Raw genomic sequence first — 12,763 nt, 5'->3', positions numbered from 1 at the left:
CTCAGTTGGTAGAGCAGTTGGCTTTTAACCAATTGGTCGTAGGTTCGAATCCCACACGACCCACCATTTTTGAGACCAGTTAACGCTGGAATCGAATCTTAAGATCAGAGGCCAAAAGCCCTGATCGAAGAAGGCGACTGAAAGGTCGCCTTTTTTTTACCGGGGTATAGCGCAGTCCGGTAGCGCGCCTGCTTTGGGAGCAGGATGTCAGGAGTTCGAATCCCCTTACCCCGACCATATTAAAAATCCTCGTATCGAAAGATACGGGGATTTTTTTTGTGCACGAAATTCCTGAATACTGCGCAAAAAAATGTGGGAGCTGGCTTGCCTGCGATAGCGGTGTGTCAGTCAGTACATCTAATACTGAACCACCGCATTCGCGAGCAAGCCCGCTCCCACACTTACAAGGTCCCACTCAGGACCGAGTTGTTAATGCAATTTAAGGCGCGGCTCAGTCCCACGCCCAATCTTGCTGCCCAGCATCAACATCGCCGTGCGGAAGAACCCGTACAGCGCCATCTGGTGCATGCGGTACAGCGACACATAGAACATCCGCGCCAGCCAGCCTTCGAGCATCACGCTGCCCGTCAGGTTGCCCATCAAGTTACCCACCGCCGAGAAGCGCGACAGCGAAATCAGCGAACCGTAGTCAGTGTACTTGTAGCTCGGCAGGTCCTTGCCTTCGATCCGCAGTTTCAGCGACTTGGCCAACAGTGAAGCCTGCTGGTGAGCGGCCTGGGCGCGTGGCGGCACATTGCGGTCGGTGCCCGGTTGCGGGCAGGCGGCGCAGTCGCCAAAGGCGAAGATGTTTTCGTCGCGGGTGGTTTGCAGCGTCGGCAGCACCTGCAATTGGTTGATGCGGTTGGTTTCCAGGCCGTCGATGTCCTTGAGGAAGCCCGGTGCACGAATGCCGGCAGCCCAGACCTTGAGGCTGGCAGGGATGACTTGGCCGCTGCTGGTGATCAGCGCGTCGGCTGTCACTTCGCTGACCGCCGAGTTAGTCAGCACGGTCACGCCGAGTTTCTCCAGGGTTTTATGTACAGGCCCGCCAATGCGCTCCGGTAACGCGGGTAATACCCTCGGGCCGGCTTCGATCAGGGTAATGTGCATGTTTTCCGGTTTGATGCGGTCCAGGCCATAGGCCGCCAGCTCATGGGCGGCGTTGTGCAACTCGGCGGCCAGCTCAACGCCCGTCGCACCGGCGCCGACGATGGCGACGCTGATGTTCTCTTCCACATCGGTCTGGCCCGCATGGGCGCGCAGATAGTGGTTGAGTAACTGCTGGTGGAAGCGTTCGGCCTGTTTGCGGGTGTCGAGGAACAGGCAGTGCTGCGCCGCGCCTTCGGTGCCGAAATCGTTGGTGGTGCTGCCGACCGCGATCACCAGGCTGTCATAACCCAGCACGCGTGCAGGCACCAGCTCACGGCCTTCTTCATCGAGGGTCGCGGCCAGTTGGATTTTTTTCTGTTCACGGTCAAGCCCGCTCATGCGCCCCAGTTGGAACTCGAAGTGGTTCCATTTGGCCTGGGCGACATAATTGAGCTCGTCTTCCGAAGAATTCAGCGAACCGGCGGCCACTTCGTGCAGCAGCGGCTTCCAGATATGGGTGAGGTTGGCGTCCACCAGCGTGATGCTGGCGGTGCCGCGCTTGCCCAGAGTCTTACCCAGGCGGGTAGCCAACTCCAGGCCGCCGGCGCCGCCGCCGACGATAATAATACGATGGGTCATGGGGATATCTCGCAAGGCTAAAAGAAATCGGAGCAGTTACCCTCGCGAGCGCGGTGCAGCTCATAGCGTCAGGTAACTCAAAAGGCGGCTCAGCAGGCCGAGCCCGATCACCACCAACAGCACCACACCCAGGAGCAGCCACGGCCGGAAAGGCTTGCGCTCGACTCGGTTTTGGGAGAGTTGCAGGTACTCTTCGACATGCTGTTGGTCATCGGGGTTCAGGCGGCTGGTCATAAAGGCCTCGTCAGGTAGACGTTGCAAAAGGGCGCCACGTTACAGTCAGGAGGTGGGCGGGCTCGCCACAAGAGTAGCCGGTGCCCGCGTCACAGGCTGATGCCCACGTCGAATACTATGCTGCGCCCCAGGTTGTTGCGCAAGAAGTCCGGTGCGTCCGGGTGGGCAAACAGCACGCGCGCAAAGGTCGGGCCGACCAACGACAGCGAGCGCCAGCCCTGGCGCAGGTATTCGGTAGGCGGTGGGAAATGGCTGTTGAGGTCCAGCACTTCACGCTTGAGGCTGGTGAAGGCAATCAGGTCCAGCTCGCCCAGGTCCATGCCGCGCTCTTTGTAGTTATGCGCCTTTTTGCGCAACGTCGGCGCCAGGCGCAGCAAGAACTCATGGGCCGGGATACGCCGTGGCTTGGCTTCGCGCCGCACCAACTGGCTCAAGGAAAACGCACTGCGCCGGCGCAGCAACTCATCGCGCCATTCGTCGTTCAGGCGCCGGCCTTCATCCAGCACGAAAAACACTTCGAAACTGGCGTCGCGAAACAACACGTCCGGCGGCTCTTGCCCGGCGGGGTGAAACTCTTCGGCACGGTAGGGCACGTTCAAGCCTTGCAGCAGGCGCTGGCAGACCCAACGCTCACGCTCCCATTTGCGGGCATTGGACAGGAAAGCGTTGGCTTGTTCGGCTGCTACGGTGAGCAGGCGCAAATAATCTGAGTCATCCATATTGGAAGCTTAGCGTCCAATTGATGACCGCAGGAAGTCTTGCTTTGAAACGCCGGTGTAGACTGGTCATTCAACAGCAGCTCCATGGAAGAGGTGTGTGGTGAGGTTTTTTGCAAAGGCATTACGCTCGTGATCAGCGCTGCAGTACTGGCGCCGGAAACGCTCATCATCGGCTGGCTGTTGTACGCACCGTTGGTCATGTGGGCGATCCTGCGCGCGCCGTGGGTCGAGTTGTTTGCCGACCGGCGGCGCCAGCATTTGCTGTTCGGCACTGTGTTTGCGCTGTTTATGCTCTGGCTGGTACGGCGGGATTTCGACACGGGTGTGTCTTACCACTTTATCGGCATGACCGCCGTGACCCTGCTGCTGGATTGGCCCCTGGCTATCGTCGACGGGTTGGCCGCGCAATTGGGCTTGGTGCTGCTGGGGCGCCAGGACCTGGCGGCGGTCGGGGTCAATGGTTTGCTGCTGATTGGCCTGCCGGTGCTGGTCACCGAGACCTGCGCGCTGCTGGTGGAGCGGGCGCAACCGCGAAACCCCTTTGTGTATATCTTCTGTTCCGGTTTTTTCGCCGCAGCGCTGTCGGCCCTGCTGTGCCTGCTGGCGGCGTTGGGGCTGCTGTGGTTTGACGGCCGTTTTGCCATGCCCGAGTGGCTGGAAGACTTCGTCGGTTACCTGTGGCTGATCATCTTCCCCGAGGCGTTTATCAACGGCATGGTCATCAGTGCCCTGGTGGTGTTCTGCCCGGAATGGCTGGAGACCTTCAACCGCACGCGCTACCTGTCGGCGCCGTGGAAGGATGACGATTCGCGGCGTTGATCCAGATCAAATCCCAGGCGGCCGCGCAGGCCCATGCTCTGCGAAATTTTACTGAGCAAGGCGGGGCACGGACTATGAGTGTGTACGAATGGGCGCGGCAAGAGTTGCGCAGAAGCCAGGACGCGGCACAGGAAATCGGCTTTGACCCAGGCCTTACGCTACGCGCCATGCTCAGTGCGGTGGTGCAGCAGAGCAAGGGTGTGCGCAGTTTTGAAGACCTGGCCGACGAGCTGCAATACCTTGCAGAGAACCTCGACGACCAGCAGGAGTACGCCTTTATGCGGCCTTAGTGGCGCGGCGGCAGGTCTTCAGAGAACAGCTCGTCCTCGGCATCCGGGCTCACCGGAATCTTGTGTTCTTCCGCGGCCCAGGCGCCGAGGTCGATGAGTTTGCAACGGTCCGAGCAGAACGGCCGGTTGAGGTTGTCTGTTTTCCATTCTACGGGTGCGCCGCAGGTTGGGCAGTCGACGGTCAAGGGTTGGCTCATGATCGGCCTCCACGCAAAGTAAGGTAAAAGTGGTGCAGTCGCTCGACCTCGCTGTGCAGCCAGGCGAGGTCCTTGTCGTTGACCAGCACGTCATCGGCATGGTTCAGGCGGTCTTCGCGGCTGGACTGAGCCTTGAGGATCGCCTGCACCTGTTGTTCGCTGATGCCGTCGCGCTGCAGGGTACGCTGAATCTGCAGCGATTGCGGCACGTCGATCACCAGGATGCGCTGGGTCATGCTGTACTGGCCGGACTCGATCAGCAGCGGCGACACCAGGATCGCGTAAGGCGATTGGGCGCGCGCAAGATGGCTGCGAATTTCCTCGCCAATCAACGGGTGCAGCAGGGCTTCCAGCCAGCGACGTTCTTCGGGGTCTTCAAAGATCAGCTTGCGCAGGGCCGCGCGGTCCAACTGGCCGTCCGCCTGCAACACGCCAGCACCAAAATGCTCGGCAATGCGTGCAAGTGCCGGCCGGCCGGGTTCGACCACCCAACGTGCGGCATGGTCGGCATCGACCAGGTCAATGCCCAGGTCGATAAAGTGCTGGGCGGCCGCGCTTTTACCGCTGCCGATGCCGCCGGTGAGGCCTAGAATCCAGGGTGTTGCGACACAAGTGGTCATCTGAAACCGACAGACTGCAAATAGAAGTCGGTTATTTGACCACCCCAGAGCAATGCAATCCAGCCGGCAATTGCCAGGCATGGGCCAAATGGCATCGGCACCGATGCCTGGGACTTGCGCAAACGCATCAGGACAAGGCCCGCGAACACGCCCAGCAGCGACGCTATCAGCAGCGTCATTGGCAGGATCTGCCAACCGCCCCAGGCACCGAGCAGGGCCAGTAGCTTGAAGTCGCCATAACCCATGCCGTCCTTGCCGGTGATCACTTTGAACACCCGGAACACGCTCCACAGGCTCACATAACCTATGACTGCGCCCCACAGCGCATCGGGCAGCGTCGCCAACAAGTCGCCGCTATTGAGGATCAGCCCCAGCCATAGCAGCGGCAACACCAGCACATCCGGCAGCAGTTGATGATCGACGTCGATCAGGCTCATCGCCAGCAGGCCCCAACTCAACAGCATAACGGCGCCAGCTTGCCAGCCGAAGCCAAAATGCCAAGCGACAGTGGCCGAGAGCAGCGCACAGGCCAGTTCGGTAAAGGGGTAGCGGGCGCTGATAGGCTCGCGGCAATGGGCGCAGCGCCCCTTGAGTGCCAGGTAGCTGAGTACCGGGATATTTTCCCAGGGGCGAATCGGCTGGCTGCAATGCGCACAGCACGAGTTGGGACGCATCAGGTTGTAGGCAGGGCCGGCTGGGTCGGCTGGCAGGCCGAGTATTTCCTGGGCCTGGGCGCGCCATTCGCGCACGAGCATCTTCGGCAGACGCCACACCAGTACGTTGAGAAAGCTGCCGACGATCAGGCCGAGCACCAGCGCCATCCCGACAAAGACCCAGGGTTGCTCACCTAGCAGCAGGCTCAAAACGCCGACCCCAACTGGAACACCGGCAGGTACATCGCAATCACCAGTGCGCCGACAATGCCCCCCAACACCACCATGATCAGTGGCTCCATCAGGCTGGTGAGGTTATCGACCAGGTTCTCCACATCGGCTTCATAGTGGTTGGCGACTTTTTCCAGCATGCGGTCCAGGGTGCCCGACTCTTCACCGATGGCCGTCATCTGGATGGCCATGCCAGGGAACAGCCCGCTGCAGGCCATGGACTGGTTCAACGGCACACCTGTGGCTACATCGTGTCGCATATGTTCGATCGCCTTTCTGAACAAGCCATTACCTGTCGCGCCTGCCACGGAGTCCAGCGCCTGCACCAATGGCACGCCTGCGGCAAAGGTGGTTGAAAGTGTACGGGCGTAGCGGGCGATGGCTGAGCGCCTCAGCAGTGTGCCCGCAAGGGGCGCGCTCAACAAACTTGCATCCAGCCCGTCACGAAACCCCGGGTAAGCCCGATAGGCATGGCGCAGCGCGGCCAGTGCCATACCCAGCCCCAAGGCAAGCATCCACCAGGCGTGCTGCAGGAAGTTGGACAGCGCAATCACCCGCAAGGTAAAGCCTGGCAGTTGGTCGTTTACCCCGGCGAAGAGGTTCTGGAACTGCGGCACCACGTGGATAAGCAGAACTGCACTGACCACGCAGGCGACCACGATCACGGCGAAAGGGTAGGTCATGGCTTTTTTGATTCGCGCCTTGAGCTGCTGGCTTTTCTCCAGGTGAATCGCCACCCGCTCGAGCAATGTTTCCAGGGCGCCTGCCTGTTCGCCTGCGGCAATCAGGTTGCAATACAAGTCATCAAAGTGACGCGGCTGTTTGCGCAGCGCTGCTGCCAGGCTGTTTCCGGCGGCAATTTCCTGCTTCAAGCCTTTTATCAGCGCGCGCATCTGCCGGTTTTCGAAACCCTCGCAGATGATGTCGAACGCCTGTAGCAGCGCAATGCCTGCCTTTAACAGGGTGGCCAATTGGCGTGTGAACAGCGCGATGTCAGCAGGTTTTATCGGCGCTGCAAAAGGTGGAAGGTGCGAAGCCTTTTTGCGCACGCGGCCGGGGCAAATTCCCTGCTGGCGCAGTTGCGCCTTGACCAGTGCCAGGTTATGCCCGGTGGTTTGCCCGCACACCCGGCGGCCTTTGCGGTTGGTGCCTTCCCAGGCGTAGATCGTTGAAGCGTCATTCATGGCACAGGTCCGCACACAGGTCGTCGTAGATTTATAGCTTAGTCAGATGACGGATTCGGACCGCTCGTTGGCGCACGATAAAATGTCAGAATGTGCGTCTTACCCACAATTGGCCGCTCACGGATGAGTACACTGGCGCCGCTGCACACTGCGGGGCGCAGGACGCGCCTTGATAAGGTTTTTATTCTGGAGAGTGAATGTGATGCGTCAGAAAGGCTTTACCTTGATCGAGTTGTTGATCGTCGTGGCAATCATCGGCATTTTGGCCACCATCGGTCTGCCCATGTACACCAAGCACCAAGCCAAGGCCAAGTTCACAGCGGGGCTGGCTGAAATTGCAGCGTTGAAGGCGGGTTTTGAAGACACCCTTAACCAGGGCACCGTTCCGAGCCTGGCGTTGATCGGTGGCACCAGCCCGACCGCCAACTGCACGATCACCGTAGCCGGCGATGTGGCCACGGGCGCCGGTTCCATTACCTGCGAAATCCTCGACGCGCCGGCGCCGGTACTGGGCAAGACCATCACCCTGACGCGCAGCGCCACTCAGGGTTGGGCCTGTGCCACCACCGCCGAGGCGCAGTACGTTGCCAAGGGTTGCGGCGCTGACGGGGCGTAATGCCTGCCGGGCGGTCAGCGAGTTTGTTGCTGCCTGCCCAATGCGGTGCTAGCTTTAGCCCACCGCCCGTGTAGCTCAGTTGGTAGAGCAGCGCACTCGTAACGCGAAGGTCGCAGGTTCGACTCCTGTCTCGGGCACAAGGCAACACTGTTTCAACGGCGACACTGTTTCAAAGGCAACGTTTTCAGATGATCCCAGAATGGTTCTGAAGGCCAGACGAGGCGGCATTCGTGCCCACTCTTTTGTATCTGCGCAACCTTGATGACCCAGATGCATCCCCATTCCATGATCTAAGAGAACAACATGACCACACAAGAAATAACCCAGGAACAGCGGCACGAAGCAGCCCTCAAAAAATACGTCGCGGAGTCGCCGGAACTGCTCGACGAGATCAAGGACCTGAGCGCCGATGATCAGAAGGACCAGATCCAGTGGGCATTCGAGGATGAGGCCGAGGCCCAGGGCCTGCAGCCGTGGGAATTGAGCCTCAAGTACACCTCCACGCCGCAAGAGTTCGAAGCGGCGCGCCTGGCCTTGCACAAAGAGGCCGCCGAGGTGCTTGGCGTTGATTGGAACGAGTATTGCGGGATGAATAATCTCGCGATCTGAGCGCGAAATTGAAGGAGCGAGCAACCTCGCTCCTTTCCCTCGGATGTTGCTTGCTCAGAGGCTCAGGCGCATCGACAAATCCACCGCCTTCACATCCTTGGTCATCGCACCGATAGAGATGTAATCCACCCCGGTTTGCGCGATAGGCAGCAGGGTGGTTTCATTGATCCCGCCGCTGGCTTCCAGCTTGGCCTTGCCGGCATTCAGGCGCACGGCCTCGCGCATGTCATCCAGGCTCAACTCGTCGAGCATGATGATATCGGCGCCCGCCGCCAGTGCTTCGCGCAGTTCTTCCAGGCTTTCCACTTCGATTTCCACCGGCTTGCCCGGTGCGATCTTCTGGGCGGCGGTAATCGCTTCGGCAATGCCACCGCAGGCGGCGATATGGTTTTCCTTGATCAGGAACGCGTCATACAAACCGATGCGATGGTTGTGACAGCCGCCGCACGTCACTGCGTACTTTTGCGCCAAGCGCAGGCCCGGCAAGGTTTTGCGGGTGTCCAGCAGCTTGACCTGAGTGCTGGCGACAAAGTCCGCCAGGTACTGCGCGCGCGTGGCGACGCCCGACAACATCTGCAGAAAATTCAGCGCACAGCGTTCGCCGCTCAGCAGTGAGCGTGCCGGGCCTTCCAGGTGGAACAGCACTTGATTGGCGCTCACACGCTCACCGTCGGCCACCTGCCAATGCACCGCAACCCGTGGGTCGAGCTGGCGGAACACCGCGTCCACCCAGGCGGTGCCGGCGATAACGGCGGCATCGCGGGTAATGATGGTGGCCTTGGCCAGCCGTTCGGCCGGGATCAGTTGCGCAGTGATGTCGCCACTGCCGATGTCTTCCAGCAGTGCGCGGCGCACGTTGGCTTCGATTTCGGCGGTGAGGTCGGCAAGACGGAGATTCGGCATAACAGGCTCCACAAACAAAGTGCCTCGATTATAGGGGCAGCGCGCCGCTGAACCCATACTCGCCACTCATTTACAGCGCATTGGTAGAGTTCGCTGGCGCAACAGCCCCCATTTGCAAGATAATCTCGCGCCTTGCAATTGGCGTCATAGCTTTGACGTCCCGGAGATAACCGGTGTTTGCAGCCCGATAGGGCCTGTCGCCGATTTTTCGCCAATTCAACACCGCCGTTTCAGGAGGCCAGGATGCACATTGACGGAAAGGTGGTGCCCATCAATCGGGCACAGGCCACGCCATCGCCGCTCGCGCGCCTGCCGGTGGTGTTGCTGCAAGTTCGCGACAAGGCTGCGCAGCAATTGCAGCAAGGTTTGCAGGAGCTGTTCGATAACGCGGACGACACCCTGTTCGAAATGGCCGACAAGGCCCGCAGCAACGTTGATCATCATATTTTCTTCGAAGCCATGCGTGACCTGCGCCTCAAGCGCAAGAATTTCGAGCGCGTGTTCATGGAGCAATTGTTCGCCGCGTTTGTCGACCTGGGCCAGGCGGAACGCGGTGAATTGCAGCTGGTGCCGGTGGTGTCCTATGAGGCGGCGCCGGGCACGTCCAGAGATGCACTGGAAAAAGCCGTCGCGCTGGAAGCTATGCTCGGCCGCGTTCGACATCGCGATGGCCTGGCGCTGGGGCAATTGACCGCGCGCCTGGGGGCGTTGCTCGGCAACCCCCTGGATGAACGCGATAACCCGCTCGGCCCGGCACTGCTGTGCGAGTTCTTCCTGCGTGCGGGGCGCAGCTTGGGGGTGGAGATTCGCGTCAAGTTGATCATGCTCAAGCTGTTCGAGAAGTATGTGCTCAGTGACGCCGACCAACTGTACGCCGAGGCCAACCAACTGTTGGTCGCGACTGGCGTCTTGCCGCAGCTCAAGGCCGTGCCGTCACGCCGCCCTGGTGGGCGTGAAGCCCGCGAGCAACAGCGCGAGGGCAGTGTGCAGGCCGTGGATCAGCCCTTGGATGAAAACGGCCAGCAAGCCTTCGCCGCGTTGCAGAAGCTGCTCGCTGCCGTGCGTGGCAGCGTCGCACCCACCCTGGAGGCCTGCGCCGAACCTCTGCCCATCGCCACCCGTGATTTGCTGCGCCTGCTCTCCCACCTGCAGCAATATGTGCCGGAGCCCGAGGCCGAAGACGACTTCGACCTGCGTAACCAGCTTGAGCAATTGTTGACCCGCGTGAGCGTCAAGAGCGGCAAATCCCGTGTGGTGGAAGACGCCGATGAGGATGTGATCAACCTGGTCGCGCTGCTGTTCGAGTTCATTCTTACGGATCACAGCGTGCCTGACGTATTCAAGGCCTTGATCGCACGCTTGCAGATTCCGCTGTTGAAAGTGGCGGTGCTGGACAAGAGTTTTTTCAGCCGCGCCAGCCACCCGGCGCGACGTCTGCTCAATGAGATCGCCAGCGCCGCCATGACATGGAGCCCGCGCGATGACTACCCGCGTGACAGCCTGTACCTGCGCACTGAGCAGGTGGTGCAACGGCTGTTGAATGAGTTCGTCGAAGACCTGGCGATTTTCCCCCAGGTGCTGGCGCAGTTCAGCGCCTTTACCGCCGACGAGCGCCAGCGCAGCGAATTGCTCGAACAGCACACCTGTGAGGCCGAAGCAGGCCGGGTGCGCACAGACGCGGCGCGCCAGCGGGTGGCCGAGGTGCTCAATCGACGGTTGATGGGCCGCGTGTTGCCGCAGACCGTGGTGCAGTTTGTTCAGCAGGCCTGGAGCCAGGTGCTGTTGCTGGCCAGCCTCAAGCAGGGCGAGCAGTCAGTGCAATGGCAGGCGGCTGTGCGCACCCTGGACGAATTGATCTGGAGCGTCAGCCTGCAAAAAGACACCGAGGCCGGCCGGCACTTGCTCGAACAACTGCCCGGCCTGCTCAAAGCCTTGCGTGATGGGTTGACCAGCGCAGCGTTCGATCCCTTCAGCACCCGCGAGTTTTTTGTGCGTTTGCAGGCCATGCACCTGCAGTCGTTCGAAGGCGAGGGCCTGGACACGTTGATCGAGGTGCGTGAGCCGTTTTCACTCAGTAGCGACGGGCCTGACGTGATCCCGAGACTGCCCAGTGATGATCCGGAATTGCTCAAGGTCCAGCAGTTGCGCATTGGTAACTGGTTTGAGTTCCAGCAAGACGACGGCAGCCAGCTGCGTTGCAAGCTGAAGGTCATCATGGCGCCGGCCAACCGCTATATTTTTGTCAGCCGCACCGGGCTCAAAGCGCTGGAGAAAAGTGCCGGCCAATTGGCCATGGCCCTCAAGCAGGGCGCGCTGCGCAGCCTTGATGAGGGGCTGCTGTTCGACCGCGCGCTGACGTCGGTGATTGGCACGCTGCGCCAACTCAATCGCGGCAAGTGATCGCAACCGCAGGGCTGAACGCGGCATACTGGTAACACCTCGTCTCATTCAAGGAACCCGTATGCAGTTGGACCCCACCAGCGGTTGGTGCCAGGGCATCCGTCATTGCCCGTCGCCCAACTTCAACGAGCGCCCCGCCGGCGAGATCTCACTGTTGGTGGTGCATAACATCAGCCTGCCACCTGGGCAGTTTGCCACTGGCAAGGTGCATGAGTTTTTCCAGAATCGGCTGGATGTCACGGAACATCCCTACTTTGAAAGCATTGCCAGCCTACGGGTGTCTGCGCATTTTCTGATTGAACGCGACGGCTCGGTGACACAGTTTGTCTCCTGTCTGGACCGTGCCTGGCATGCCGGGGTGTCCAGCTTCGAGGGGCGCGAAGTGTGCAATGACTTTTCCCTCGGGATCGAACTGGAAGGCACAGACGAGCTACCGTTTACCGATGCCCAATATGGAGCGCTGATCGACCTGACCCGGCAACTGTTGGCGGCCTACCCAGGTATTACCCCGCAGCGTATTTGTGGCCACAGTGATATCGCCCCGGTGCGCAAGACCGACCCGGGCCCGGCTTTTGATTGGACGCGCTTTCGCAGCGCCCTGCAGGATGGAGGACACGCACGATGAGTTTCCTGGTGTTGGTGCTGGCGGTGTGGATCGAGAAGTTTTCGGCCCTGCGTCGGCGGTTGCAACGTGACGGCGGATGGCTGCGCGAGCTGGTCAAGCTGGAGTCGAGCCCGCGCATGGGCAAGCAGCCTTGGCTGATCCTGGTACTGCTGGTGTTATTGCCGGTGGCCTTGCTGGGGTTGTTACTGTTGGTGCTGGAACCCGTGGCTTATGGCCTGTTGGCACTGCCGGTGCATTTGCTGGTGGTGATCTACAGCCTGGGGCGCGGCGACTTGCTGGGCGAGCTTGGGCCGTTTCGCGACGCCTGGCGGCGCGGTGATCTGCAAGCTGCCGAGCATGTGGCCGAGCGCGACCTGAAGGTGGCCGCCGACAGTGGCGAGCAACTGCTGGAGCGGGTTCAAGGCCATTTGTTGTGGCAGGCCTACCAAAGCTTTTTTGCGGTGATTTTCTGGTATTTCCTGCTGGGTCCGGTTGCGGCCCTGGCTTATCGCTTGTTGGCATTGGCCAGCGAGAACAGCCAGAACCCGCTGGTCGCCGAACGTGCCGGGCAATTGCGTCACGCATTTGATTGGCTGCCGGTGCGTCTGCTGGCGGCCAGCTTTGCCTTGGTGGGTAACTTTGTTGCGGTCAGCCGTGTGATGCTGCATGAGCTGTTGAGCTGGGACATCAGTGCTGAGCAACTGATGGAAAAGGTCGGCTTGGTGGCGGCTGAGATTCCACCGCCGGTGGTGGGGGCCGATGGCATCAACAGCTTGGATCGGTTGTGGGAACTGCTGCTGCGGGCCGCAGTGCTGTGGTATGCGGGGTTTGCGATTTGGACGGTGTTGCCTTAGCCCTGAGCAACAGGAAGGCTGCATGTGGTCAAAATGTGGGAGCTGGGTTGCCTGTGATGGCGGGTTGTTGGTGGTGGTGTACATATCCGTTGCTGCGGTGAT

15 protein-coding genes and 2 tRNA genes are annotated in these 12,763 nt (G+C 60.5%); 9 read left to right on the top strand and 8 right to left on the bottom strand.

Annotated features, from left to right (window positions below; all coding sequences use genetic code 11):
* The first annotated feature begins 160 nt into the window (after window positions 1-160).
* Window positions 161-237: transfer RNA gene (locus K0H48_RS06505), tRNA-Pro, on the top strand.
* A gap of 192 nt (window positions 238-429) precedes the next feature.
* On the opposite strand, the gene K0H48_RS06500 is transcribed toward K0H48_RS06505, so the two are convergent.
* From K0H48_RS06500 to K0H48_RS06490, 3 genes are all read right to left on the bottom strand, one after another.
* Window positions 430-1,728, bottom strand: coding sequence for an NAD(P)/FAD-dependent oxidoreductase (locus K0H48_RS06500; RefSeq protein WP_138816893.1), 1,299 nt, complete (start codon window positions 1,726-1,728; stop codon window positions 430-432).
* A 60-nt stretch (window positions 1,729-1,788) separates the two neighbouring features.
* Window positions 1,789-1,962 (bottom strand): DUF3094 family protein, encoded by a 174-nt coding sequence (locus tag K0H48_RS06495; RefSeq protein ID WP_017134503.1) that lies wholly within the window; start codon window positions 1,960-1,962, stop codon window positions 1,789-1,791.
* Window positions 1,963-2,051: 89 nt separating this feature from the next.
* Complete coding sequence (locus K0H48_RS06490) at window positions 2,052-2,681, bottom strand: DUF1780 domain-containing protein (protein ID WP_053254334.1); 630 nt, start codon at window positions 2,679-2,681, stop codon at window positions 2,052-2,054.
* 129 nt (window positions 2,682-2,810) lie between these two features.
* Between K0H48_RS06490 and K0H48_RS06485 the strand changes: the two genes are divergently transcribed.
* A complete protein-coding gene (locus K0H48_RS06485) occupies window positions 2,811-3,500 on the top strand; it encodes an energy-coupling factor ABC transporter permease (RefSeq protein WP_219266838.1) in 690 nt (229 codons plus the stop codon).
* Window positions 3,501-3,574: 74 nt separating this feature from the next.
* Window positions 3,575-3,790, top strand: coding sequence for a hypothetical protein (locus tag K0H48_RS06480; RefSeq protein WP_003171680.1), 216 nt, complete (start codon window positions 3,575-3,577; stop codon window positions 3,788-3,790).
* Here the strand turns inward: K0H48_RS06480 and yacG are convergent.
* From yacG to K0H48_RS06460, 4 genes are read right to left on the bottom strand one after another with little or no spacing between them, the layout of a single operon-like run.
* Window positions 3,787-3,987 (bottom strand): DNA gyrase inhibitor YacG, encoded by a 201-nt coding sequence (yacG, locus tag K0H48_RS06475; RefSeq protein WP_138816887.1) that lies wholly within the window; start codon window positions 3,985-3,987, stop codon window positions 3,787-3,789. The two genes, K0H48_RS06480 and yacG, sit on opposite strands and share 4 nt — an antisense overlap.
* A complete protein-coding gene (gene coaE, locus K0H48_RS06470) occupies window positions 3,984-4,607 on the bottom strand; it encodes a dephospho-CoA kinase (RefSeq protein ID WP_219266837.1) in 624 nt (207 codons plus the stop codon). The genes yacG and coaE overlap by 4 nt, the downstream gene beginning before the upstream one ends.
* Complete coding sequence (locus K0H48_RS06465) at window positions 4,604-5,470, bottom strand: A24 family peptidase (RefSeq protein WP_307877360.1); 867 nt, start codon at window positions 5,468-5,470, stop codon at window positions 4,604-4,606. The genes coaE and K0H48_RS06465 overlap by 4 nt, the downstream gene beginning before the upstream one ends.
* Entirely contained in the window at window positions 5,467-6,675 is a 1,209-nt protein-coding gene (locus K0H48_RS06460; protein ID WP_219266836.1) for a type II secretion system F family protein, read from the bottom strand. The genes K0H48_RS06465 and K0H48_RS06460 overlap by 4 nt, the downstream gene beginning before the upstream one ends.
* 202 nt (window positions 6,676-6,877) lie before the next feature.
* Between K0H48_RS06460 and K0H48_RS06455 the strand changes: the two genes are divergently transcribed.
* The 3 genes from K0H48_RS06455 to K0H48_RS06445 all read left to right on the top strand — a co-directional run bounded on the left by K0H48_RS06455 (window position 6,878) and on the right by K0H48_RS06445 (window position 7,900).
* The gene (locus tag K0H48_RS06455) at window positions 6,878-7,291 is read left to right on the top strand and encodes a pilin (RefSeq protein WP_219266924.1); all 414 of its coding nucleotides are present in this window, start codon (window positions 6,878-6,880) and stop codon (window positions 7,289-7,291) included.
* Window positions 7,292-7,355: 64 nt separating this feature from the next.
* A tRNA-Thr gene (locus K0H48_RS06450) sits at window positions 7,356-7,428 on the top strand.
* A gap of 166 nt (window positions 7,429-7,594) precedes the next feature.
* The gene (locus K0H48_RS06445) at window positions 7,595-7,900 is read left to right on the top strand and encodes a DUF6388 family protein (protein ID WP_219266835.1); all 306 of its coding nucleotides are present in this window, start codon (window positions 7,595-7,597) and stop codon (window positions 7,898-7,900) included.
* Window positions 7,901-7,954: 54 nt separating this feature from the next.
* Here K0H48_RS06445 and nadC read toward each other — a convergent pair whose 3' ends face one another.
* Window positions 7,955-8,803, bottom strand: a complete 849-nt coding sequence (nadC, locus tag K0H48_RS06440; protein WP_219266834.1) for a carboxylating nicotinate-nucleotide diphosphorylase — start codon at window positions 8,801-8,803, stop codon at window positions 7,955-7,957.
* Between the two features lie 243 nt (window positions 8,804-9,046).
* Between nadC and K0H48_RS06435 the strand changes: the two genes are divergently transcribed.
* The 3 genes from K0H48_RS06435 (at window position 9,047) to ampE (ending at window position 12,661) form a co-directional block, all read left to right on the top strand.
* On the top strand, window positions 9,047-11,203 hold the full coding sequence (locus K0H48_RS06435; protein ID WP_219266833.1) for a DUF1631 domain-containing protein: 2,157 nt from the start codon (window positions 9,047-9,049) through the stop codon (window positions 11,201-11,203).
* A gap of 61 nt (window positions 11,204-11,264) precedes the next feature.
* A complete protein-coding gene (gene ampD / locus K0H48_RS06430) occupies window positions 11,265-11,828 on the top strand; it encodes a 1,6-anhydro-N-acetylmuramyl-L-alanine amidase AmpD (protein WP_219266832.1) in 564 nt (187 codons plus the stop codon).
* A complete protein-coding gene (gene ampE / locus K0H48_RS06425; protein WP_219266831.1) occupies window positions 11,825-12,661 on the top strand; it encodes a regulatory signaling modulator protein AmpE in 837 nt (278 codons plus the stop codon). Before ampD ends, ampE begins: the two co-directional genes overlap by 4 nt.
* The last annotated feature ends 102 nt before the right edge of the window (window positions 12,662-12,763 follow it).

It is taken from the genome of Pseudomonas sp. Xaverov 259, from assembly GCF_019352915.1.
In the GTDB taxonomy this organism is placed as follows: domain Bacteria; phylum Pseudomonadota; class Gammaproteobacteria; order Pseudomonadales; family Pseudomonadaceae; genus Aquipseudomonas.
The sequence above is the reverse complement of the archived record's forward strand: the minus strand, read 5'-3'. Positions and strand labels throughout refer to the sequence as shown.